The sequence below is a fragment of the Devosia sp. Z6_126 genome (assembly GCF_058133495.1).
The window spans coordinates 728,516-752,426 of sequence record NZ_JBYUNO010000003.1 but is presented as its reverse complement, the minus strand read 5'-3'; the positions used below and the strand labels follow the sequence as shown (position 1 = coordinate 752,426).

At 64.2% G+C, this 23,911-nt stretch carries 22 protein-coding genes; 14 read left to right on the top strand and 8 right to left on the bottom strand.

The window, feature by feature from the left end:
• The first annotated feature begins 9 nt into the window (after positions 1-9).
• From AC3YOG_RS15840 to AC3YOG_RS15785, 12 genes are all read left to right on the top strand, one after another.
• Complete coding sequence (locus AC3YOG_RS15840; RefSeq protein ID WP_489888501.1) at positions 10-546, top strand: GNAT family N-acetyltransferase; 537 nt, start codon at positions 10-12, stop codon at positions 544-546.
• Positions 543-1,586 (top strand): GTPase ObgE, encoded by a 1,044-nt coding sequence (gene obgE, locus AC3YOG_RS15835; RefSeq protein ID WP_489888502.1) that lies wholly within the window; start codon positions 543-545, stop codon positions 1,584-1,586. The genes AC3YOG_RS15840 and obgE overlap by 4 nt, the downstream gene beginning before the upstream one ends.
• Positions 1,587-1,688: 102 nt before the next feature.
• Positions 1,689-2,831 (top strand): glutamate 5-kinase, encoded by a 1,143-nt coding sequence (gene proB, locus AC3YOG_RS15830; RefSeq protein WP_489935751.1) that lies wholly within the window; start codon positions 1,689-1,691, stop codon positions 2,829-2,831.
• The gene (locus tag AC3YOG_RS15825; protein ID WP_489935750.1) at positions 2,818-4,098 is read left to right on the top strand and encodes a glutamate-5-semialdehyde dehydrogenase; all 1,281 of its coding nucleotides are present in this window, start codon (positions 2,818-2,820) and stop codon (positions 4,096-4,098) included. The genes proB and AC3YOG_RS15825 overlap by 14 nt, the downstream gene beginning before the upstream one ends.
• A 157-nt stretch (positions 4,099-4,255) precedes the next feature.
• Entirely contained in the window at positions 4,256-4,894 is a 639-nt protein-coding gene (locus AC3YOG_RS15820) for a nicotinate-nucleotide adenylyltransferase (RefSeq protein WP_489935749.1), read from the top strand.
• Between the two features lie 182 nt (positions 4,895-5,076).
• On the top strand, positions 5,077-5,469 hold the full coding sequence (rsfS, locus tag AC3YOG_RS15815; protein ID WP_172124527.1) for a ribosome silencing factor: 393 nt from the start codon (positions 5,077-5,079) through the stop codon (positions 5,467-5,469).
• A gap of 246 nt (positions 5,470-5,715) precedes the next feature.
• Positions 5,716-6,198 carry a 23S rRNA (pseudouridine(1915)-N(3))-methyltransferase RlmH gene (gene rlmH / locus AC3YOG_RS15810; protein ID WP_489935748.1) on the top strand — a complete coding sequence of 161 codons (483 nt, stop codon included), beginning with the start codon at positions 5,716-5,718 and terminating at the stop codon, positions 6,196-6,198.
• A 100-nt stretch (positions 6,199-6,298) separates the two neighbouring features.
• Complete coding sequence (locus AC3YOG_RS15805) at positions 6,299-7,771, top strand: murein hydrolase activator EnvC family protein (RefSeq protein ID WP_489935747.1); 1,473 nt, start codon at positions 6,299-6,301, stop codon at positions 7,769-7,771.
• 7 nt (positions 7,772-7,778) lie between these two features.
• Complete coding sequence (locus AC3YOG_RS15800; protein ID WP_172124521.1) at positions 7,779-9,242, top strand: S41 family peptidase; 1,464 nt, start codon at positions 7,779-7,781, stop codon at positions 9,240-9,242.
• Between the two features lie 73 nt (positions 9,243-9,315).
• Positions 9,316-10,428: a divergent polysaccharide deacetylase family protein gene (locus tag AC3YOG_RS15795; protein ID WP_489935746.1), complete on the top strand. Its 1,113-nt coding sequence runs from the start codon at positions 9,316-9,318 to the stop codon at positions 10,426-10,428.
• Positions 10,429-10,437: 9 nt separating this feature from the next.
• Entirely contained in the window at positions 10,438-10,974 is a 537-nt protein-coding gene (locus AC3YOG_RS15790) for an RNA pyrophosphohydrolase (RefSeq protein ID WP_127754214.1), read from the top strand.
• Positions 10,975-10,980: 6 nt separating this feature from the next.
• On the top strand, positions 10,981-11,670 hold the full coding sequence (locus AC3YOG_RS15785) for an aspartate/glutamate racemase family protein (RefSeq protein ID WP_489935745.1): 690 nt from the start codon (positions 10,981-10,983) through the stop codon (positions 11,668-11,670).
• 51 nt (positions 11,671-11,721) lie between these two features.
• Here the strand turns inward: AC3YOG_RS15785 and AC3YOG_RS15780 are convergent, their stop codons facing one another.
• The 6 genes from AC3YOG_RS15780 to AC3YOG_RS15755 form a co-directional block, all read right to left on the bottom strand.
• Positions 11,722-12,147 carry a F0F1 ATP synthase subunit epsilon gene (locus AC3YOG_RS15780; RefSeq protein WP_489888512.1) on the bottom strand — a complete coding sequence of 142 codons (426 nt, stop codon included), beginning with the start codon at positions 12,145-12,147 and terminating at the stop codon, positions 11,722-11,724.
• A gap of 87 nt (positions 12,148-12,234) precedes the next feature.
• Entirely contained in the window at positions 12,235-13,674 is a 1,440-nt protein-coding gene (atpD, locus tag AC3YOG_RS15775; RefSeq protein WP_127754211.1) for a F0F1 ATP synthase subunit beta, read from the bottom strand.
• Between the two features lie 21 nt (positions 13,675-13,695).
• Entirely contained in the window at positions 13,696-14,586 is an 891-nt protein-coding gene (locus tag AC3YOG_RS15770) for a F0F1 ATP synthase subunit gamma (RefSeq protein WP_489935744.1), read from the bottom strand.
• Between the two features lie 24 nt (positions 14,587-14,610).
• Positions 14,611-16,146 carry a F0F1 ATP synthase subunit alpha gene (atpA, locus tag AC3YOG_RS15765; protein WP_172124509.1) on the bottom strand — a complete coding sequence of 512 codons (1,536 nt, stop codon included), beginning with the start codon at positions 16,144-16,146 and terminating at the stop codon, positions 14,611-14,613.
• Positions 16,147-16,707 (bottom strand): F0F1 ATP synthase subunit delta, encoded by a 561-nt coding sequence (locus AC3YOG_RS15760; protein ID WP_489888513.1) that lies wholly within the window; start codon positions 16,705-16,707, stop codon positions 16,147-16,149.
• Positions 16,708-16,968: 261 nt separating this feature from the next.
• Positions 16,969-19,137 carry a primosomal protein N' gene (locus AC3YOG_RS15755; RefSeq protein ID WP_489935743.1) on the bottom strand — a complete coding sequence of 723 codons (2,169 nt, stop codon included), beginning with the start codon at positions 19,135-19,137 and terminating at the stop codon, positions 16,969-16,971.
• 96 nt (positions 19,138-19,233) lie between these two features.
• Between AC3YOG_RS15755 and AC3YOG_RS15750 the strand changes: the two genes are divergently transcribed.
• Together AC3YOG_RS15750 and AC3YOG_RS15745 are read left to right on the top strand one after the other, a co-directional pair.
• Positions 19,234-20,163: a tyrosine recombinase XerC gene (locus AC3YOG_RS15750; protein ID WP_489935742.1), complete on the top strand. Its 930-nt coding sequence runs from the start codon at positions 19,234-19,236 to the stop codon at positions 20,161-20,163.
• Between the two features lie 92 nt (positions 20,164-20,255).
• Positions 20,256-21,170: a hypothetical protein gene (locus AC3YOG_RS15745; protein WP_489935741.1), complete on the top strand. Its 915-nt coding sequence runs from the start codon at positions 20,256-20,258 to the stop codon at positions 21,168-21,170.
• A 62-nt stretch (positions 21,171-21,232) separates the two neighbouring features.
• On the opposite strand, the gene AC3YOG_RS15740 is transcribed toward AC3YOG_RS15745, so the two are convergent.
• The gene (locus AC3YOG_RS15740) at positions 21,233-22,015 is read right to left on the bottom strand and encodes a succinate dehydrogenase iron-sulfur subunit (protein WP_127754204.1); all 783 of its coding nucleotides are present in this window, start codon (positions 22,013-22,015) and stop codon (positions 21,233-21,235) included.
• Between the two features lie 87 nt (positions 22,016-22,102).
• Positions 22,103-23,905, bottom strand: coding sequence for a succinate dehydrogenase flavoprotein subunit (gene sdhA / locus AC3YOG_RS15735; RefSeq protein ID WP_127754203.1), 1,803 nt, complete (start codon positions 23,903-23,905; stop codon positions 22,103-22,105).
• Between the last annotated feature and the right edge of the window lie 6 nt (positions 23,906-23,911).

Sequence of the window (23,911 nt, the reverse complement as noted above, 5' to 3'; positions counted from 1 at the left end):
CATGGCCCAATGACCCTTACCCTGCAAACCGCGCGCTTTACGCTGCGCCAGCCAGTGCCTGAAGATGCCGAGTTGATTGCGCGCTATCTCAACGATTTCGCGGTGTCGGGTAATCTCGCGCGGGTGCCATACCCGTATCGCGTCAGCGATGCCAAGGCGTGGCTGCGCACGCGCCGTCCGGTGATGCCGCTTGAGGACACCAATTTCTCCATCGACCTGCCCGGATTTGGTTTGGCGGGGCATGTGGGCTTTCATCTTGGCCCCAAAGGCCCCATTATAGGGTACTGGCTCGGTCGCCCCTTTTGGGGGCAGGGCATCATGACTGAGGCAGTGCGGGCGAGCCTTGACTGGTTCTTTCCTGCGACAAACGCGCCGGTTGTGTATTCGGGCGTGTTTCATTTCAACGCGGCCTCGCTGGCGATCCAGCGCAAGCTCGGCTTTACCGAGATTGGCCGTTCCCGCCTCCTATGCCTTGCACGCAAGGCCGAGGTGGAGCATATCGACACTCAATTGACGCAGGGCGTCTGGAAGGCGCACAAGCCATGAAGTTTCTTGATCAAGCCAAGGTTTATGTTCGCTCAGGCGATGGTGGCGCGGGCGCCGTCTCGTTTCTGCGCGAAAAATTCGTTGAATTCGGCGGACCCAATGGCGGCAATGGCGGGCGCGGCGGCGATGTGATCATCGAATGCGTTGATGGGCTCAATACCCTGATCGATTACCGCTACCAGCAGCACTTCAAGGCCAAGACCGGCACCCATGGCATGGGCAAGCAGCGCACCGGCGCCGATGGCGAGGATACGATCCTGCGCGTTCCCGTGGGCACGCAGATCTTTGAAGACGACAACGAAACTCTCATCGCTGACATGACCGAGGTCGGCCAGCGCGTCGTGCTGCTGTCGGGCGGCAATGGCGGCTTTGGCAATGCCCATTTCAAGACCTCGTCCAACCAGGCGCCCCGCCGCGCCAATCCGGGCCAGGAAGGCACGGAAAAGTGGATCTGGCTGCGCCTCAAGCTCATCGCCGATGCCGGTCTCGTCGGCCTGCCCAATGCCGGCAAGTCCACCTTCCTTGCAGCCGTGTCCGCCGCCAAGCCCAAGATTGCCGATTACCCCTTCACCACGCTCCATCCTAATCTCGGCGTGGTCTCGATCGGCGAGCGCGATTTCGTTCTGGCCGATATTCCCGGCCTAATCGAAGGGGCCAGCGAAGGCGCCGGGATCGGTGACCGCTTCCTTGGCCATATCGAGCGCTGTGGCGTTCTGATCCATCTCATCGATGGCACCCAGGACGACATCAAGACCGCCTATACGACCATTCGCACCGAACTGGCCGCTTATGACGAACTGCTGGGGGACAAGCCCGAAATCGTCGTGCTCAACAAGGTCGATGCGATCGAGCCCGACGACCTCAAGGAAAAGGTCAAGCTCTTGAAAAAGCTGAGCCAAGCCGAGGTGCTCCAGGTCTCGGGCGTGACGGGGCAGGGCGTCGACACCGTGCTTTATCGCGTCATCGGCGTGCTAGACGAAGAAAAGGCCGCCAAGGCGGAAGCCGCCCGGCGCAAGGCAGAACCCCATTGGGCCCCCTAAAATGACGGTGAGGAGGGCGCTGGTGTTTGCGAGTTGCTCCGGTAGCCCTCATGGTGAGGTGCGAGCCCCATGGCGAGCCTCGAACCACGAGGGCGTCGCACGATGAACCCCCTTGCCCCCTTCAGGCGCCTCACCGTCAAGATCGGCTCGGCCCTATTGGTCGACAAATCCGGCCAACTACGCTCGGAGTGGCTCGCGAGTCTCGCCGATGATCTCGCCGAGCTTGAATCTGCCGGCACCGAGATCGTCATCGTGTCCTCGGGCGCTATTGCCTTGGGGCGGGGCCTGCTGGGCCTCGAAGCGCCGGTTCTAACCCTCGAGCAATCCCAGGCCGCCGCCAGCGCCGGCCAGATCGCCCTGTCGCAGGCCTGGGCCGAAGCGCTCGGGCGGCACGGCATCGTCACCGGCCAGATCCTCATCACCCCCAACATCACCGAAGAGCGGCGCTACTACCTCAATGCCCGCACCACGATCACCACTCTCCTGACCCTGGGCGCCGTGCCGATCATCAACGAAAACGACAGCGTCGCCACCGCCGAAATCCGCTATGGCGACAATGATCGCCTGTCCGCGCGCGTTGCCACCATGATCGAGGCCGAATGCCTCGTACTCCTCAGCGATGTCGACGGGCTATACACCGCCCCGCCCGCCAAGGACCCGAGTGCTACCCATCTGCCGATCGTTCCCAGCATCACGCCGGCCATCGAAGCCATGGCGGGGGGCGCCGCCAGCCACCTTTCGCGTGGCGGCATGACCACCAAGGTGGAAGCCGGCAAGATCGCGACCCAGGCGGGCACCGCCATGATCATCGCCAAGGGCACAGAGCTCCATCCGCTGCGCGCCCTCGCGCAAGGCGCGCGCCACACCCTGTTTGCCCCCGCCCACAGCCGCGCCCAGGCGCGCAAGCGCTGGATCATGGGCACCTTGCATGTCGCGGGCACGCTGCAGGTGGATGCCGGTGCCGTGCGCGCGCTGCGCACCGGCCGCTCGCTCCTGCCTATCGGGGTGACCAAGGTCAGCGGCAGCTTTGAGCGCGGCGATGCCATTGCCGTCACCGATCCCGATGGCGTTGAGATCGCGCGCGGCCTTGCGGGGCTCGACAGCGACGAAGCCCGACTGGTGATGGGCAAACGCAGCGACACCGTGGTGGAACTGCTCGGCACCGGCCATCGCGCCGAACTGGTGCATCGCGACAATCTCGTGCTGGTGGGCGCCAAGGAGGAAGCCGTCAATGAGCCTGGCTGAAGTTAAGGGCGACACCGCCGCCGTCATGGCCGAGCTCGGCCGCAATGCCCGCGCCGCCGCCCGGGTGCTGGCCAGCGCCACGCCTGCGCAAAAGCGCACCGCGCTCCTCACCGCCGCGGGCGCCATCAACGCCCATCGCGCCAAGATCCTCAAGGCCAATGGGCGCGACATGGAAGCCGCCACGGCTAAGGGCATTTCCAAGGCCTTTCTCGATCGCTTGCTGCTGACCGATGCGCGCATCGACGCCATGATGGAAGCTGTGCGCACCATTGCCGAACTCCCCGATCCCGTCGGCAGCGTCATTGCCGAATGGGACCGGCCCAATGGCCTGCATATCCAGCGCGTCCGCACCCCTTTGGGCGTGATTGGCGTCATCTTTGAATCGCGTCCCAATGTCACCGCCGATGCGGGCGCGCTCTGCCTCAAGGCCGGCAATGCCGTTATCCTGCGCGGCGGCTCGGACAGCTTCTATTCCTCCCAGGCGATCGTGGATTGCCTGCTCGACGGGCTGCACCTCGCTGGCCTGCCGGTCGAGGCCATTCAACTGGTGCCCACCACCGACCGCGCTGCGGTGGGCGAGATGCTCGCGGGCCTAGATGGCAATATCGACGTGATCGTGCCCCGCGGCGGCAAGACCCTCGTTGCCCGCGTGCAGGCGGAAGCCCGGGTGCCGGTATTTGCCCATCTTGAAGGGCTGGTGCACGTCTATATCGACCGCTCAGCCGATCTCGACAAGGCCGTTGCAATTACCCTCAACGCCAAGATGCGCCGCACCGGCATTTGCGGCGCCGCCGAAACCCTCCTCGTGCATCGCGACGTGGTGGACACCCATCTGCGCCCGATCATCGCTGCTCTGCAGGGGGCGGGCTGCGAAATCCGGGGCGACGCAACGGTTTGCGCGCTGATTCCCGAGGCCAAGCCCGCCACCGAGAGCGATTGGCGCACCGAATACGAGGACGCCATCATCTCGGTTAAAGTGGTGGACAGCATCGAGGCGGCCATCGCCCATATCGAGCATTATTCCAGCCACCACACCGAGGCGATCATCGCCGAAGACCCAGAGGCGGTGGAGCTGTTCTTCAACAGCATCGATTCCGCCATCCTCATGCACAATGCCTCTACCCAGTTCGCCGATGGCGGCGAGTTCGGCTTTGGCGGCGAAATCGGCATCGCCACCGGCAAGATGCATGCCCGCGGCCCCGTCGGCGTCGAGCAACTCACGAGCTTTCAATACCGCGTCCGCGGCAACGGCCAGCTGCGGCCGTGAACTTTCTGGTCTTGGCACCATCCTCGGAGCTTGTTGCTCCCCTCCCCCTTGAGGGGAGGGGCCGGGGGAGGGGGTCCATCAGTGATCCACTGCACCACCCCCTCCCCAACCCTCCCCTCAAGGGGGAGGGAGCCCCAGGCCGATGGTGCGGTGTCGATTGACCCACCGTCCACCCCTCCGCATTGCCGGCGTCACCGAAATTCCGCCGTCCGCGCGCGGCATGCGCATTGGTTTGTTCGGCGGCAGCTTCAATCCCGTGCATGCCGGCCATCGTCTCGTGATGCAGCAGATGCTGGTGCGGCTGCGGCTCGATGCGCTTTGGGTGCTGGTCACCCCCGGCAATCCGCTCAAGAACCATGCTGAACTCGCGCCCCTCCGCGACCGGGTGGAAGCCGCCCGCCAGGTGCTGGCTCATCCGCGCGTCCGGGTCACCGGCTTTGAGGCGGCGCTCGGCTTTGCCTATTCCTGGCAGACCGTGCGCTTTTTGTCCCGAACCCTGCCGGATCGGCACTTCGTCTGGATCATGGGCGCCGACAATCTCGCCCAGTTCCATCGCTGGGAGCGCTGGACGGAAATTGCCGCCACCATGCCCATTGCCGTTTATGTGCGCCCCGGCGCCGATCGGGTGGCGCCAGCTTCTCGCGCTGCGCTTGCGCTGCAGCCCTTCCGGATTCCCGAAAGCCAGGCAGGCACTTTGGCCCTGCGTCCGCCACCGGCCTGGGTTTATTTGCACGGCAAGCAATCCACGCTTTCTTCCTCGCAACTGCGGGCGCGAGGGCGTGAAACGGCAAAATAAACACCCGACCTTGCACCCAGGGCTGCAAAAGCGCATATTAGGCCGGTGTGATATAGATCACCCAAGAACAGGAACGACTGCTTGCCGTTTGCAAAGACGCGTGCACATTCCGATCAACAACCAAGGATGCTGACCCAACGCATGACCCATGCCCTGCGAGCATGGGCGGGAGGCCATTGCTGATGGCCACGCTGCCCAACACCTTTTCCCCGTCCCAGACCACGCCGCCAACCGCGCCAACGCGCGCGTTGATCGATGTCGTGCTGGAATGCCTTGACGATGCCAAGGCCGAGGAAACCATCGCCGTCGATATCACCGGCAAGTCATCCCTGGCCGACCATATGGTGGTCACCTCGGGTCGCTCCCAACGCCATGTGGGCGCCGTGGCCGATCAGCTGGTTACCGCCTTGCGCGAAGCTGGCTATGGCAAGCCGCGCATCGAAGGCCTGCCCCATTGCGATTGGGTGCTGGTGGATGCTGGGGATGTGATCGTTCATATCTTCCGCCCCGAAGTGCGCGAGTTCTACAACATCGAGAAGATGTGGCAGGCCGATTTCGCCGCCGACGCTCACTAAGCCGGACCAATCCCGCTCATGCTGGCCGAGATCGCTCGGCCAGCCCAGTTCGGCTTGCCCGGGCGGTGCGTAGCTTTGCCGCGCCGCCGCCAGCGCTAGCCGAGCGAATTTCCTTCACGCTGCCATTACCCCGCCTTGGTACTGGTCCATTGACCGCCCCAATGCCTCAATGGACTTCTCTATGCCTCGGCCACTCCCCCCGCTCGCGCCTTCGTATCTGCCCGCATTGCCGGGCAAAATAGCCCCATGCGCGTGAGCATCGCCGCCGTCGGGCGGATGAAAGCGGGTCCCGAGCGTGAAATGGTCAGCCGCTATCTTGATCGCGCCGTCGGTAGCGGCAAGCCCCTGGCGCTGACCGGGTTCGACGTCACGGAACTGACGGAGTCGCGCGCTTCCGCCGCCGCCACGCGCAAGACCGAAGAAGCCCGGGCGCTCCGCGCGGCCATTCCGCCCGGGGTTGTTGTGGCCCTCGACGAACGAGGCAAGTCGATCGGCTCGGAAGCCTTTGCCGCCCTGGTCGGGCGCTGGCGCGATGAGGGCCGCCCCGCGGTCAGCTTTGTGGTGGGCGGCGCCGATGGCCTTGATCCCGACTTCGTCAAATCAGCCGATCTGGTGCTGAGCTTTTCGCCGCTGACCTGGCCGCATCAATTGGTGCGCATCATGCTGGCCGAGCAGCTTTATCGGGTCACCACCATCCTGTCGGGCCATCCCTATCATCGCGGCGACTGAGACCCGCATTCCTTAAGCAGTGTTAACCTGCGTTTTTTGTCGAGCTTGCTATGGTGCAGCCAAGTGATTCGCCCCAGGGGCAAGCGAGCTAGGAGAGTCAATGTCGGTTTCCTCCGGCGCGAGATGGGGTGTGGTGCTGGCAGTTGTCGCCGCAGCACTGGGCCCGGCCCCGTCGCTGCTGGCGCAGGGCCCGGCGCCCCAGGGCGAGCTTGCCCCGTCGCTGCCCACCGACGCCCCTCCGGCTGCCCCCACCGATATTTCGCCCGGCGCAGCCCCGCCGGTGCTGCCAGCTGTGCCCGACGCGGCCCTTCCTGCCGCGCCAACCACGCCGGAGCTGGGTGTTGATCCCGCCGCCGTGCCGCCGCCGCCTGCCGAGCTGCCTCCTGATCCGGTGACCACTCAGGCCGAACTCGCCAAGCTCGAAGCCTCGATCACCATGAGCAAGGAGCGCGCCGACGAGTTGCGCGCCGAAATCGCCGCCATGCAGGGGGATCGCACCCAACAAAATGCGGCGCTCATCGCCGCAGCCCAGCGCGTCAAGCTGGCCGAAATCGAAGTGGCCGATATCGAGGAGCGCTTGTCGGGCCTGATTGTGCAGGAGCTCGAAGTGCGCGGCCGGCTCGATGGTGCCGATGCCGAAATGGCCAATGTGCTGGCGGCACTCGAGCGCATCTCGCTCAACCCCCCGCCCGCGCTGATCGTCGATCCCGCCGATGCCCTGGGCTCCGCGCGATCGGCCATTCTCATCGCCGCGATCGTGCCCCAGTTGCGCGCCAAGGCCGACGCGGTCACCGCTGATCTGCAGGAACTCACCAAGATCAAGGAAGCGGCCCTCGCCGAAGAAGCGGCGCTGCGCGCCAATTATTCCGTGCTCGAAGAAGAGCAATTGCGCATCGCGACGCTGATTGCCGCGCGCAGCCAGGGCATTGCTGCTGTGTCGGCCGATCTTGAGGCGACCGAACAGGAAGCCATGGCGCTGGCCGCCCGCGCGACAACGCTACGCGAACTGATCGACCAGCTTTCGGCCCGCATCGAGGAAGGCCCGACACCACCCCCGGTCGAGGGAGAGGATGCGGTGCTGACTCCCGAAGCGGTCCAGACCGCGCTTGCCAACACGGCCCGCACCGAGCCGGCGGTGCCTTTTGCCAGTGCCAAGGGGTTCCTGACCTTGCCCGCCAACGGGGTCAAGGTGGTCGATTACGGGGCGGGCGACGGGTTTGGCGGCATCTCGCAGGGCGTATCGTTGATGACCCGGGCCGAAGCGCAGGTGGTGGCGCCGGCCGATGGCTGGGTGCTCTATACCGGCCCCTACCTCAATTACGGCCAAATCGTCATTCTCAATAGCGGGCAGGGCTATACGATCCTCTTGGCAGGTTTGGAAACGGTGACCGTTTCCATTGGCCAGTTCGTCCTGATGGGCGAGCCGGTGGGCACAATGGGATCACGCACAATTGGACGAACGGTGACCACGAGTGCTGGCAACGCCCAGCCGACGCTTTATATTGAACTGCGACACAACAGCGAACCTCTCGATCCCACCGGCTGGTGGGCAAACCCGACACAAAGTGGATGAAACCCCCATGCGCCTTTCGACCTATCGCGCCGCTGCCCTGACGCTGGCGCTGCTGCTGCCTGCTTCGACGCTTCAGGCGCAGGAAACACCGGTGCCGCCCCCCGCCGAGCAAACGCCCGCGGCCCCGGCTGAAGAGGCTCCCGCTGTTCCCGCTCCCGATCAGTCGCCTGAGCAGGCGCCAGACGCCGAGCCTGCCCCCAGCGGGGAAGAGCCCGAGCCCACGCCGGAAGAGCAAAAGGCCGCGCCCCGCGATCCGCTCGAGGTTTATGCCGATCTCAATCTCTTCGGGGAGATCTTTGATCGCATCCGCTCTGAATATGTCGATGCCCCCGATGAGCAGGAGCTGATCCGCGCCGCCATCCAGGGCATGCTGACATCGCTTGATCCCCATTCGGGCTATCTGCCGCCAGCCGATTATGACGAGATGCGCGAGGATACCTCGGGCGAGTTCGGGGGTCTGGGCATCGAAGTCACCATGGAAGAAGACGTGATCAAGGTGGTGTCCCCCATCGATGATACGCCCGCGGCCCAGGCCGGCATCATGGCCAATGACCTTATTGTCCGTATCGATGGCACCGATGTTCAGGGCCTCAGCCTTGACGAAGCCGTGGGCAAGATGCGCGGCCCGATCGGCACCGCAACCAAGATCACCGTTGTGCGTGAAGGCATCGACGAGCCGCTCGAGTTCGAGTTGACCCGCGCCGTGATCGCCATGCGGGCCGTGCGCTGGTCGCTCGAGGGCGATATCGGCGTGGTGCGCTTGTCGCGCTTCTCCGAGCAGGCCTTTGTCGGCATCGAAAATGCGGTCAAGGACATCTATGCCGAACGCGATGGCGTGGCGCCCAAGGGCATCATCCTTGACCTGCGCAACAACCCAGGTGGCCTCGTCGATCAGTCGGTTTATGTCGCCGACGCCTTCCTCAAGCAGGGTGCCGTGGTGATGACCCGTGGTCGCCTGCCACAGGAAAGCGCGCGCTACGACGCCAAGCCCGATCCGCTGGACGCCCAGATCGCCGATGTGCCGCTTGTGGTGCTGATCAACGGTGGTTCGGCTTCCGCTTCCGAGATCGTCGCCGGTGCGCTGCAGGACCATAAGCGTGCAACCCTTGTGGGGACGCGCTCCTTTGGCAAGGGCTCGGTGCAGTCGATCATTTCGCTCGGGCCCGATGGCGCGATGCGGCTGACCACGGCTCGCTACTACACGCCCAATAACCGCTCCATCCAGGCGCTGGGCATCACCCCCGATATCGAAGTGCGCCAGGTGGTTCCCGAGGAACTGCAGGGCCGCGACGAGATCATTGGTGAAGCGGGCCTTGCTGGTCACATCACCGTCGAAGGCCAGGAAGAAACCACGGTCGGCTCCTCGGTCTATGTGCCTCAGGACAAGGCCGAGGATGCGCAACTGCAATTCGCGCTGCGCCTGATCAATGGCGAGGAAACCAACGAAGCCTATCCGCCGCGTGCCGAATAAACTTCAACTCGGGTGAATGGCGGGGCACCTGGCCCCGCCGCTTGCCGCCACCCTTTCCATCCGGACCCCCCTAATGGCCAATGATCTCAGCACGCCGCTGACCGGCCGCAAGCGCCGCGCAGGGGCCGCAAGGCCCGGTTTTCCCGTAGCACGGGTGCTGTTTGGCGTGCTGCTGCTGGCGGCGGGAGGCATTGGCGCCCGGCTTTTGCTGGTTGATGATCCTGAGGGCGGCCGCCCCAGCCGCGAAGTGGCGATCACCAATACCCGCGCCGGCAACGACATCGCGAGTTCAGTCTCCCAGGGTCCAGTGACTATCACCGCCGATCCCGAACAATTCGCCGCCGGCGCTGCGCCCCCCGCGAGTCCAACACCCGCCACCGCCGCCGCGCCTGGTGCAGCCGGCGTGCTGCCCGATCTCAGCGAAGAAACGGCCGAAGGTCCGATCCCGCGCATTTCAGCGACCGGCCAAACCCCGTTCCAGGCCTATGCCCGCCCCGTCGACCATGCGCTGGTGGGCGGCAAGCCCAGGATTGCGCTCGTGGTCACGGGCCTTGGCATCAACGAGCAGGGCTCGCTCCAGGCCATCGAGCAATTGCCCGACGAGGTCACCCTCGGTTTTGCCCCTTATGGCAAGACGTTGCAAAGCACCGTCGCCGCCGCCCGCGCCGCGGGCCATGAAGTGCTCCTTGAAATCCCGCTCGAGCCCTTTGACTTCCCCCAGAACGATCCGGGTCCCCACACCCTGCTCACCGGCGAAACCACCCAGTCCAACCTTGATCGCCTGTTCTGGCTGATGGCGCGCTTTGGCGGTTATGCCGGGGTGCTCAACAATATGGGCGCGCGCTTTACCGCCTCGGGCGCCGACTTCGCCCCCGTTGTCGAGGAACTGGGCGCCCGTGGCCTGGGCTATCTGGATGACGGCTCCTCCAATCGCTCACTCGCCCCCCAGTTGGCGGGCAGCAACAAGGTACCCTTTGCCCGCGCCGATCTCCTGGTCGACGCCAATCCCGCCCAGGCAGCCATTCTGTCAGCGCTGGGGAGCCTTGAAGCCAAAGCGGTAGAGAATGGTTCGGCAATTGGTATTGTAAGCGCCTTGCCGATTTCGGTTTCCACCATTGCCCAATGGGCCAGCGAACTGGAAAGCCGCGGTGTTGTGCTGGTGCCGGCCACGGCCCTGATGAAGTAGAGTTGTTCCATGTCCGAGCGTCCCACGCGCGAAAGCCTGCCCTATCGTGATTGCGTCGGTATCGCCGTCTTCAATGCGGAGGGCAATGTCTTTATCGGCCGCCGCAAGTTCGAGAACGACCCGGAAAAGTCGGCCGAACACGGCTCGCCCTGGCAAATGCCGCAGGGCGGGATCGATGCGGGCGAGGATCCGCTGCGCGCAGCGCTGCGCGAGCTGCATGAGGAAACCAATATCACGACGGTCAGCCTGCTCGCCGAAGCGCCCGAGTGGATCTATTACGATTTGCCCGATGAAGAACTCGGCGTCGCGCTCAAGGGCCGGTTCCGCGGCCAGCGCCAGCGCTGGTTCGCTTTTGCCTTTACCGGCAATGACAGCGAGATCGATGTGTTGACCCCCGGCGGTGGCAAGCATCCGGCCGAGTTCGACGAATGGCGCTGGGAGCAGTTATCGCGTCTGCCATCCCTGATCGTGCCGTTTAAGAAGGACGCCTATGACAAGGTCGTCGAGGCCTTTGCCGATATCCCGCAGCGCTTCACCCACGGCTAAGCGGCAATGAAAACCATCGGCCTCATCGGCGGCATGAGCTGGGAATCCACCGCCCATTACTATGGGGCTCTCAACCGCGAAACGGCCCGGCTACGGGGCGGGCTGCATTCAGCGCCCATTCTCCTGCATTCCCTTGATTTTGCCCCCATTGCCCAGTTGCAAGCCGCTGGGGAGTGGGGCCGCGCTGGCGAGCTCTTGGCGCAAAGCGCCCGCGCGCTCGAAGGAGCAGGGGCCGAGCTGATTGGGCTGGCGACCAACACCATGCACCATGTCGCCGACGCCATCACCGCGGCCATCACCGTGCCCTTTATCCATATCGCCGATCCCACCGCCGATGCGCTGCAGGCGGACGGCATGGAGCGAGTAGGACTCCTTGGCACCCGCTTCACCATGGAAATGCCGTTCTACCGCGAGCGGCTGGTAGCACGGGGCCTTGAGGTGCTGGTGCCCGAAGTCGGGCGCACCAATCTGCACGGCATTATCTATGAAGAGCTGTGCCGGGGTATCGTGCGCGAGGAATCGCGCCGTGTTTACGTCTCGGCCATCGAGCTCTTGGCGGCGCGCGGCGCCGATGCGGTGATCCTGGGCTGCACCGAGATCAACATGCTGATCGATGACAGCACCAGCCCCTTGCCGGTCTATGACACGACCGAACTGCACGCCAAGGCGCTTGTTGCTGCGGCCTTGGCCGGCTGAAGCGAAAACGGATCTCAGGAACTAAAAAGCCCGGCAGTGCCGGGCTTTGGTTTAGTTGGCGTGGGCGCCGTTGAGATAGGACGCTTCCTGCGCCAGGTTCAGCAAACCGCTGACCACTTCCTGGGCGAAGCTGCGCTCCTCGGGAGTGTTGGCGGCAGCCAGGGTCTGCTCGGCGGTGCGGATGCGGGCCTGCAGGTCTTCCTGGCCCAGTTCGGCAAACGGCACCGATTCTTCGGCAAGGATGGTCAGCCCTTCGGGTGACACATCGGCAAAGCCGCCGCGTACGAAAAACACGGCCTGGGCGCCCGCGTCACCGGTGACGGTGATGAAGCCGGTGCGCAGGGTAGTCATGAACGGGGCATGGCCCGCCATTACCGTGAAATAGCCTTCGGTCCCGGGAACAGAAACGGCGGTCGCTTGCTGCGACAGCACCAGGCGTTCGGGCGAAACGATCTCGAGCTTGAGGCCTTCAGCCATGCCGGCAATCCTTTGGGCGGTCCGCGCCCGACTGGTCGGGCAGGAGGAGAAAGAATGGTCCGGGCAGGGCGCCCGGACCGTTTAGCTTTAGGCCGCCTGAGCAGCCAGCTTCTGGGCCTTGGCCACTGCCATTTCGATGGTGCCGACCATGTAGAAGGCGGCTTCGGGCAGGTGGTCGTATTCGCCGTTCACCAGGCCCTTGAAGCCCTTGATGGTGTCTTCGAGTTGCACGAACACGCCAGGCGAGCCGGTGAACACTTCGGCCACGTCGAAAGGCTGGCTCATGAAGCGCTCGATCTTGCGGGCGCGCGCGACGGTAAGCTTGTCCTCTTCGGAAAGCTCGTCCATGCCAAGGATGGCGATGATGTCCTGCAGCGCCTTGTACTTCTGCAGGATTTCCTGCACGCGGCGGGCGGTCTGGTAGTGCTCGTCACCAACCACATTGGGGTCAAGGATGCGCGAGTTGGATGCCAGCGGATCCACGGCCGGGTAGATACCCTTTTCCGAGATCGCGCGGTTCAGCACGGTCACGGCGTCGAAGTGGGCAAACGAGGTCGCGGGTGCCGGATCGGTCAAGTCGTCGGCGGGCACATACACGGCCTGCACCGAGGTGATCGAGCCCTTGTTGGTGGTGGTGATGCGCTCCTGCATGGCACCCATATCGGTCGCCAGCGTCGGCTGGTAACCCACGGCCGAAGGAATGCGGCCCAAGAGAGCCGACATTTCCGAGCCAGCCTGGGTGAAGCGGAAGATGTTGTCCACGAAGAACAGCACGTCCTGACCCTGGTCGCGGAAGTTCTCGGCGACGGTGAGGCCGGTCAGCGCCACGCGGGCACGCGCACCTGGGGGCTCGTTCATCTGGCCGAACACGAGGGCGCACTTAGAGCCGGCAGCGGTGCCACCGTTCTCGTGCGGGTCCTTGTTGACGCCCGATTCGATCATTTCGTGGTAAAGGTCGTTGCCTTCGCGGGTGCGTTCACCGACGCCCGCAAACACCGAATAACCACCGTGCGCCTTGGCGACGTTGTTGATCAACTCCTGGATCAACACGGTCTTGCCAACGCCGGCGCCGCCCATCAGGCCGATCTTGCCGCCGCGAGCGTAAGGAGCGAGCAGGTCCACGACCTTGATGCCGGTGACCAGCACCTGCGACTCCGGGCTCTGCTCGGCAAAGCTCGGGGCTTCCTGGTGGATGCCGCGACGCTCGACTTCGCCGATCGGGCCGGCTTCATCGATGGGCTCGCCGATCACGTTCATGATGCGGCCAAGGGTGGCTTCGCCAACGGGAACCGAGATTGCGCTGCCGGTGTCGATCACCTGGGCGCCGCGCACGAGGCCTTCGGTGGTGTCCATGGCAATGGTGCGCACGGTGTTCTCGCCCAGATGCTGGGCAACTTCGAGCACCAGGCGTGCGCCGTTATTGGTGGTTTCCAGGGAATTCAGGATGGCGGGCAGATGCTCATCGAACGTGACGTCAACAACGGCACCGATGATTTGCGATACGCGACCGACCTTGGTGTCTGCCATTTGTTCGTCCTCGCTTGAAGGTTAGAGCGCTTCCGCGCCCGAAATGATTTCGATGAGTTCTTTGGTGATTTGCGCCTGTCGCTGGCGGTTGTAGCTCAGCTGCAGGGCGTTGATCATTTCACCGGCATTGCGGGTGGCATTGTCCATGGCGCTCATCTGGGCGCCGTAGAACGAGGCACCGTTTTCCAGCAGTGCACGGAAGATCTGCACCGAGATATTGCGCGGCAGCAGGTCCTCGACAATCGCCTCTTCATTGGGCTCGTATTCATAGATCACGCCGGGAGCGGCCAGCTGGCCTTCGGCGCCCGCCACGGTTTCAAGCCGGGCAGGAATGATCTGGGTTGCGGTCGGCACCTGGCTGACCACCGAACCGAACTTGGCATAAAACAGCGTTGCCACGTCAAACTCGCCGGCGGCAAACAGCGCCAGCACGTTCTGCGCGATCTGGTTGGCCTGGGCGAACCCGACCTGCTTGACCTCGCGGAAGCTGACCGTATCGATGATGTGGTCAGGGAACTGGCGGCGCAGGATGTCGTGGCCCTTGCGGCCCACGGTGAGGATCTTGACGGTCTTGCCTTCACTCAGCAGCCGGTTGGCATGGTCGCGGGCAAGACGGGCGATGGAAGAGTTGAACCCGCCAGCGAGGCCACGTTCGCCTGTGGCCACGATCAGCAGATGGGTCTGGTCCCGGCCAGTGCCTGCCAGCAGCGGCGGGGCATTGGTCTGGCCTTCGTAGACCGCGCCAAGGCTCGCCAGCACCCGGCCCATGCGCTCGGCATAGGGACGGGCGGCTTCGGCGGCGTCCTGGGCGCGGCGCAACTTGGCCGCCGCCACCATCTGCATGGCCTTGGTGATCTTCTGGGTCGATTTGACCGAGTCGATCCGGTTCTTGAGGTCCTTTAACGACGGCATGGGCCGGTCAACTCCTTGCAGGCTTTAGGCCGCGTAGGTCTTCTTGATGTCATCGAGTGCCGACTTGAGCTTGGCGCGGGTGTCGTCGCTCAGCTGCTTTTCGGACGCGATGGTCGAGAGGATCCCCGAATACTTGCCGCGCATGGCGCCAAGCACGGTCTGCTCGAAATGGCCGACCTTGGAAACGGGGATGGAGTCGAGATAGCCATTGGCGCCGGCAAAGATCACCGCCACCTGCTCTTCGGTCTTGAGCGGGCTGAACTGGGGCTGCTTGAGCAGCTCGGTCAGGCGCGCTCCGCGGTTCAGCAAACGCTGGGTCGAGGCATCGAGGTCCGAACCGAACTGGGCGAAAGCGGCCATTTCGCGGTACTGCGACAGCTCACCCTTGAGCGAGCCGGCAACTTGCTTCATCGCCTTGATCTGGGCCGAACCGCCCACGCGGCTCACCGACAGACCAACGTTCACGGCTGGGCGGATACCCTGGAAGAACAAATTGGTCTCAAGGAAGATCTGGCCGTCGGTGATCGAGATCACGTTGGTCGGGATATAGGCCGACACGTCGTTGGCCTGGGTTTCGATCACGGGCAGTGCCGTCAGCGAGCCCGAACCATGCGATTCGTTCATCTTGGCGGCGCGCTCGAGCAGGCGGCTATGCAGGTAGAACACGTCGCCGGGGTAAGCTTCGCGCCCGGGCGGACGACGCAGCAGCAGCGACATCTGGCGGTAGGCAACGGCCTGCTTGGTCAGATCGTCATAGGCGATCACGGCATGCATGCCATTGTCGCGGAAGAACTCGCCGATCGCGCAACCGGTGAAGGGCGCGATATACTGGAGCGGCGCGGGATCGGAAGCGGTTGCGGCGATCACGATGGAATAGGGCAGGGCGCCCGATTCTTCGAGCTGGCGCACGAACTGGGCCACGGTGGAGCGCTTCTGGCCCACGGCGACATAGATGCAGTACAGCTTCTCGCTCTCGGAAGCGCCGGCATCGTGCGCGGGCTTCTGGTTGAGGAAGGTGTCGAGGATGATGGCGGACTTGCCGGTCTGGCGGTCGCCAATGATCAGCTCGCGCTGGCCACGGCCAACGGGGATCAGCGCGTCGATGGCCTTGAGGCCAGTCGACATCGGCTCATGCACCGACTTGCGCGGCAGGATGCCGGGAGCCTTGACGTCGACGCGGCGGCGCTCGGTGTATTCGATCGGGCCCTTGCCGTCGATCGGATTGCCCAGGCCGTCGACAACGCGACCCAGCAGGCCCTTGCCTACGGGGGTGTCCACGATGGCGCCGGTACGCTTGACGACGTCGCCTTCCTTGATCGAGCGGTCGTTGCCGAAGATCACGACGCCGACATTGTCAGCTTCGAGGTTGAGCGCCATGCCCTTGATGCCGCCCGGGAACTCGACGAGCTCACCGGCCTGCACCTTGTCGAGGCCGTAAACACGGGCAATACCGTCACCGACGGAAAGCACCTGCCCGACTTCGGAAACCTGGGCTTCCTGGCCGAAATTCTTGATCTGGTCCTTGAGGATCGCAGAAATTTCCGCGGCTTTGATGTCCATTTACCCGACCTCTTTCATGGCGATCTTCATCGCGGTCAATTTTGTCTTGAGCGAAGAATCGATCATCTGCGATCCGACCTTCACCTGAAGGCCGCCGATCAACGAGGGATCGACCGATTGATGGAGCGTGACGGTCTTGCCGATCCGGGCGCGCAACGTCTCGCTCAGGGCATTGGCCTGCTCATAGCTGAGCGGGGTTGCCGAAACCACATCCGCGGTGACTTCCCCGCGTGCAGCGGCGGCCAGTTCCCGGAAGATGGTGATGATGCCGTCCAACGCGAACAAGCGGCCATTCTTGGCGACCAGCCGCAGGAAGTTGGCGACCAGCGGATTGACCGTGGCCCGGGTCAGCAGGGCATCGAGCGCGACTGACTTGGCTTCTGCAGTGATCACGGGGGAACGCAGGAAGCGGGAAAAGTCCTCGCTTTCGTTCATCAGCCGGGAAACGTCGGACAGTCCTGTCTCGACTGAAGCGAGCTGGTTCTCGCTCTGCGCCAGATCAAACAAAGCCGACGCGTATGGCCGGGCGATCTGGGTAAGCACTCCACTCTGCGCTGCCAATGCCGCATCACCCTCTTGGTTTACCCGTTCGCTCCGCCGCCTGTCCCGATGGGGAAAGCCGGACGGTGCCAAGGCTTGTTCTTGCTTGAAAAAGGAGCAATCTGCCTGCTCCCTGGAAGTCAGGCCCGCTCTAACATAAGCGGCGCGCGCCTTGCAAGGCTCCCCCTGGGGATTCCACGACGGCGAAAGTGTCGCAGGTATGGCAATTCCATCAGTGTGTCGCTTGGTCGCGGCTCTTTGCCTTGCTTATCATGGTGACGGCTACATGAAGCTAACGGGGTCGATATCCACCTGTACCCGCAGATTGCCGGTCGGGCGTTCGGCGCCTTGCAGCCAGAATCGCACATAGCCCGAGAGGTCGAACTCCTTGCTGCTTTGCACCAGCAGCCGCACCCGGTGGCGGCCGCGCACCATGGCGACCGGCGCATCGGCCGGCCCGAACAAGCGCACACGCTCGGTCATGGGGGCAGCCGAGAGCAGGCGCTTGGCGAAGTTCATCGCAATGTCATGCTCGTTGGCTGAAACGATCAGGGCCGCCAGCCGCCCGAACGGGGGCAGGATGCCCGCTTCGCGCGCCGCCAGTTCATGAGCATAAAAGGCCTCGCGGTCGCCCGTCACCATAGCGCGCATCACCGCATGATCGGGGTGGTAGGTCTGAAGGAACGCCTTGCCGATTTGCGAGGCCCGTCCGGCGCGGCCCGCTACCTGCGTCAGAATCTGGAAGGTGCGCTCGGCCGCGCGCGGATCACCATGGGCAAGGCCCAGATCGGCATCGAGCACCCCCACCACCGATAGTTTGGGGAAGTGATGCCCCTTGGACACCAGCTGGGTGCCGATGATGAGGTCATATTCGCCGCGGGTGATCTCGCTGAACCGCTCGCGCAACTGGGCATTGGTGCCCATGTCCGACGAGAGGATCACCCGGCGCGCATCGGGAAAGCGGGCGGCGGCTTCCTCGGCAATGCGTTCGATGCCCGGCCCCACCGGCACCAGGGCATCGACATCGCCGCAGGCGGCACAGTTTTTTGGCGCCCGAATCTCATGGCCGCAATGGTGGCACATCAACACGCCGCGGAACCGGTGTTCCACCAGCCAGGCCGAGCAATCGGGGCATTGATATTGGTGCCCGCAGGAGCGGCAAAGGGTCAGCGGCGCATAGCCGCGCCGGTTGAGGAACAACAGCGCCTGTTCGCCCCGATCGAGCGCGGCAAACACTTCACGCGCGAGGGTCGGGGCGATCCACTGCCCTTTTTCGGGCCCGTCGAGGCGCATGTCGATGGCGGTGATATTGGGCAGGCTCGCCGCGGCATAGCGGGCCGTCAGCAGCACATGGGCATAGCGGCCGGCATTGGCGTTGTTGCGCGTTTCCACCGATGGCGTGGCCGAAGACAGGATCACCCGCGCCTTGGCGAAGCGGGCGCGCACAATGGCCATGTCGCGCGCATGGTAGTTGACGCCGTCCGATTGTTTGTAGGCGCCGTCATGTTCTTCATCGAGCACCAGCATGCCGAGTTCCCGGAACGGCAGGAAGAGGGCCGAGCGCGCCCCCACCACGGCACGCACCGTGCCATCGAGCACGCCGCGCCAGACCCGGGCGCGCTGCAGCGGCGTCATTTCCGAATGCCACTCGGCCGGACGGGTGCCAAAGCGCTTGGTGAAGCGATCAAGGAAGGTGTGGGTCAGCGCGATTTCGGGCAAGAGGATCAGTGCCTGCCGGCCCACGCGCAGCGTATCGGCCACCGCCTCGAAAAACACTTCCGTCTTGCCACCGCCGGTGACGCCATCAAGCAGCGCCACGCCGAACTCATGGGGATCAAGCGCGGTCACCTGCTCGAGTGCGGCTTGCTGCTCGGGGTTGAGGCGCGCTACGCCCTCATCCGGATTAGGTGGCAAGGCCACGGGCGGCGGCGCAATTTCGAGCTTTTCCAGGGCACCGGCGCGTTCGAGCCCATCCAGCACCGATTGCGACACCCCGGCTGCACCCAGCAGGGCGGCCCGGGGCAGGGGCATGTCGTCGGTCAGCGTATCGAGCACGCGCAGCCGGGCCGCGGTCAGTTTTTCCGGCTCATAGCCGGTTCGGCGATAAGCGATCACCGGGCGGGGCGGATCGAGCGCTTCGCTCGAGCGCAGGACCGCCCGCAGCACCTGTCCCGGCGGCGCCAGCGTATAGCGCGCCACCCAATCGACGAGCTTGAGCAGTTCTTCCGACAGCGGGGGCACGTCATAGCTTTGGGCAATCGCGCGCAGCCGATTATGGGCGATCGTATCCTTGGGCGGACCCCAAACGACGCCCAGCGTCAGGCGCGGGCCCAGCGGCACCGCCACGATCGAGCCGCGTTCAACCCGCATGCCTTGCGGCACGCTATAGGAATAGGGGCCCTCAACGGCTACCCCCACCATCACCGCTACGATATCTGGATGCTCGGTCATTTGTGCTTGTTCTGTTCGCATCCGCTACATAGGAAGCGCAAGTGATTCTGCCAAAGCCGCTACCCTTTGCTAACGCCCGCAGGCTAGCTTGAAGCCATGACCGACACCGCTTTTGCTACCGACGAATTTGTGCGCCTGCAGCTCTCGCTCTGGCAGCGCGAGCTTGGCGCGGTGCGGCGGCTCGCCGAAAACACGCTCGAGGCCTATGGCCGCGATCTCGATCAGTTCCTGAGTTTTCTGGCCGGTCACACCGGCGGTCCGGTGACCCTCCTCACCCTCAAGGAGTTGCGGGCCGCCGATATCCGCGCCTTCATGGCGCAGCGCCGATCGGAAAGCCTAGGCTCGCGCTCGCTCGCCCGGGTGCTCTCGGCCCTCAAATCCTTTTTTCGCTTCCTTGAGCGTGAAGGCGTGCTCGCCACCGAAGCGCTTAACGTCATTCGCACGCCCAAGCAGCCGCGGGGCCTGCCCAAGGCGCTGACCGTGCCCGAAGCGCGCGATGCCATTGCCACCACCGGGCAAATGGAAGAGCGACCATGGGTCGCGGCACGCGACATGGCAGTGCTCTCGCTTTGCTATGGCGCGGGCCTGCGCATCTCGGAGGCGCTGGCGATCAAGTCCGGCGACCTCGAAGGGGAAGCGCTGCGCGTCACCGGCAAGGGCGGCAAGGCACGCATGGTGCCGCTGATTGGGCCGGTGCACAAAGCCATCGCGCTTTATCGCGAACTTTGCCCGTTCAAGCTCTGGCCCGAGGATCAGCTGTTCCGCGGCGTCAAAGGCGGCGTGCTGTCACCCCGTTTGATCCAACTGCGGGTGGAACAATTGCGCGGCGCTCTTGGCTTGCCGCAATCGGCAACGCCTCATGCGCTGCGCCATTCCTTTGCCACCCATCTCCTCAGCCGGGGCGGGGATCTGCGCGCCATCCAGGAGCTGCTGGGGCATGCCTCGCTTTCAACCACCCAGATCTATACGGCAGTCGATACCGATCGACTGCTGGAAAGCTATCGCAAGGCCCATCCACGCGGGTGATCGGCCTGTCGCTAGCCCGTTTATCGGCCGCGCGCATGCTGTGCGCCGGGCTCAACTCGCGCTAAGTTGCCGCGAGCACAAAGGAGAGATCAGTGAAAGCGATCAACAAGCCATTGCCGGCCATCGCCTGCGTCCTGGTGCTGATGGGCAGCACGCTCGGATCGGCCTTTGGCGACAAGCTCTCCAATTCCCTTGAGCCCGCGCCCACCGCCGGCACCGCCGCTGATACCGGCGCCGTCGACTGGGGCGACGATGCCGGCGAATGGGCCAATGATGGCGAGTGCGATGATCCGCGTTTCGAGGGCCAAGGCGTAGCCGTCGAACTGCTCGAGGCTGACCGGCTGCATGACGCCACCGATTGTCGTACGGCATTTGAAGCGGGGCGGATCACCTTGCGGCAGGGGAATGCGGCCAATCCACCCGCGGCGCCCGATTTTGGCGATAACACCAGCCAATGGGCCAATGACCACGAATGCGATGATCCGCGCTTTGAGGGTGCCGGTGTCGCGGACGAATTGCTCGAGGTCGACCGCATGCATGACGCGGCCGATTGCCGTGCCGCCTTTGAGGCCGGCACCATCACCCTGCGCGATCCCAATGCGCCCCCGCCCGTCGCCCAGTTCGATTATGGCAGCGATACCAGCCGCTGGGCCAATGACCGGGAATGCGATGATCCGCGCTTCCGCGGCGAAGGCACGAGCAAGAAGCTGCTGCCTGAGGATATCCAGGCCGATGCCACCGATTGCCGGACGCTGGAAGGGGAGGGCAAGGTTTCCATCCGCGCCGTGTACCAGCCGAGTTACCAGGCCGGAGCACCCTATCCCACCGATGGCATCGATTTTGGCGACAACACGTCCGAATACGCCAATGACGACGAATGCGACGATCCGCGCTTTGAAGGGCCGGGGGCGGCGCTGAACCGGTTCGAAGAACATGCCATGCATGACAGCGTCGATTGCAAGGCCGCCTTTGAAGCCGGCTCCGTGGCGCTGGTGGAGCCGAACTAGGTTCTTTCAAATGCAAAACGGCGGGTCCATGACCCGCCGTTTTCTCATTCCAGTGCCATGCGTCACGCCGCGCGGCGCTCGACCATCATCTTCTTGATTTCGGCAATGGCCTTGGCCGGGTTCAGCCCCTTGGGGCAGACCTTGGCGCAGTTCATGATGGTGTGGCAGCGATACAGCTTGAACGGATCCTCGAGGTCGTCGAGCCGCTCCTGGGTGGTTTCGTCGCGCGAGTCGATGAGCCAGCGATAGGCCTGCAGCAGCGCCGCCGGTCCCAGATACTTTTCCCCGTTCCACCAGTAGCTTGGGCACGAGGTCGAGCAGCAGGCGCAAAGGATGCACTCATAGAGCCCGTCGAGCTTGGCGCGTTCGGGAACCGACTGCGTCCATTCCTTGGTCGGAGTTGGCGAAGTGGTCTTGAGCCACGGCTCGATGGCGCGGTGCTGCGCATAAAAATTGGATAGGTCCGGTACCAGGTCCTTGACCACCGGCATATGGGGCAGGGGGTAAACCTTGATGGGCCCGGCCGAGTCATCCATGCCCTTGGTGCAGGCCAGCGTATTGAGCCCGTTGATGTTCATCGAGCACGACCCGCAGATGCCTTCGCGGCAGGAGCGGCGCAGGGTCAGGGTGGGATCGACCTTGTTCTTGATATAGAGCAGCCCATCGAGCACCATTGGGCCGCAATCATCGAGATCGACGAAATAGGTGTCGATGCGCGGATTGTCGCCCAGATCGGGATCATAGCGATAGATCTGGTATTCCCGCAGGCGCTTGGCGCTCTGCGGCTTGGGCCAGGTCTTGCCCTTGAGCGGGCGATCGGCCTTTCGGAGCGTCAGCTCGGCCATGATGCGTATTCCTCTCTTAAGCGCCGCTGCGGCGGCACTGAGCTTGGTCTCGATCCAATATGCTGCACGAGGCTACCCGTCGCCCGCCTAGTATACGCGGGCCTTGGGCGCGATCTTCTTCAAATCAATGCCATCGGTCAGCGGGTCCACATGGACGGGTCGATAGCCCAGCCGCACGGCGCCGGTATCGGTGTCGATCCAGCTCAGCGTGTGCTTGCGCCAGTTGACGTCGTCGCGCGACGGGAAATCCTCGCGGGCATGGGCGCCGCGCGATTCGTGCCGCGCTTCGGCCGACACGACGGTGACCATGGCATTGGCCATCAGGTTTTCCAGCTCGAGCGTTTCCACCAGATCCGAATTCCAGATCAGCGAGCGATCCGACACGCGCACATCGGCCATCTGGTTGTAGATGGCGCTCATGCGCTGCACGCCCGATTGCAGGGTTTCGCCGGTGCGGAACACGGCGGCGTCTTCCTGCATGGTGCGCTGCATGGCTTCGCGCAGATCGGCGGTCGGCTGGCCGCCATTGGCGTTCCGCAACCGATCAAAGCGCGCCATGATCTTGTCGTCCTGGCTCTTGTTGATCGCCGGGACGGGTGCGGTGCGATCGAGCACCTTGCCGGCGCGCAGCGCGGCGGCACGGCCGAACACCACGAGGTCGGTCAGCGAATTGGAGCCGAGCCGGTTGGCGCCATGCACCGAAGCGCAGGCCGCTTCGCCCACGGCCATCAGGCCGGGGACGACGCGATCGGGATCGCTTTCGGTCGGGTTGAGCACTTCGCCATGATAGTTCGCGGGAATGCCGCCCATATTGTAGTGCACGGTCGGCAGCACCGGGATCGGCTCGCGCGTCAGATCGACGCCGGCAAAGATCTTTGCTGACTCGGTGATGCCCGGCAGACGCTCATGGAGCACCTTGGGGTCGAGGTGATCGAGATGAAGGAAAATGTGGTCCTTCTTGGGGCCCACGCCCCGCCCTTCACGGATCTCGAGCGTCATGCAGCGGCTCACGACGTCGCGCGAGGCGAGATCCTTGGCATTGGGGGCATAGCGCTCCATGAAGCGCTCGCCTTCCGAATTGGTGAGATAGCCGCCTTCGCCGCGCGCGCCTTCGGTGATCAGCACGCCCGCGCCATAGATGCCGGTCGGGTGGAACTGCACGAATTCCATGTCCTGGAGCGGCAGGCCGGCGCGTGCCACCATGCCATTGCCGTCGCCGGTACAGGTATGGGCTGATGTCGCCGAGAAATAGGAGCGACCATAGCCACCCGTCGCCAAGACGACGAGCTTGGCGCGGAAGCGGTGCATGGTGCCATCATCGAGCTTCCAGGCCATCACGCCCTGGCACGAGCCATCCTCGCCCATGATCAGGTCGAGCGCGAAATACTCGATGAAGAACTGCGCGTCGTTGCGCAGCGACTGGCCATAGAGCGTATGGAGAATGGCGTGGCCGGTGCGGTCGGCGGCGGCGCAGGTGCGCTGCACCGGCGGGCCTTCGCCATATTCGGTCATGTGCCCGCCAAAGGGGCGCTGGTAGATCTTGCCGGCCTCGGTGCGTGAAAACGGCACGCCATAATGCTCGAGCTCATAGATCGCCGCGGGTGCTTCGCGCGCCAGATATTCCATGGCGTCATTGTCGCCCAGCCAGTCCGACCCCTTGACGGTGTCGTACATGTGCCACTGCCAGCTATCGGGGCCCATATTGGAGAGCGAAGCGGCGATGCCGCCCTGCGCGGCCACGGTGTGGCTGCGGGTGGGGAAGACCTTGGTGATGCAAGCGGTGTTGAAGCCCTGTTCGGCCATGCCCAGGGTCGCGCGGAGGCCGGCGCCACCGGCCCCTACCACCACCACGTCGAATTCGTGGTCGATGATCTCATAGGTGGAAGCCATCAGCCA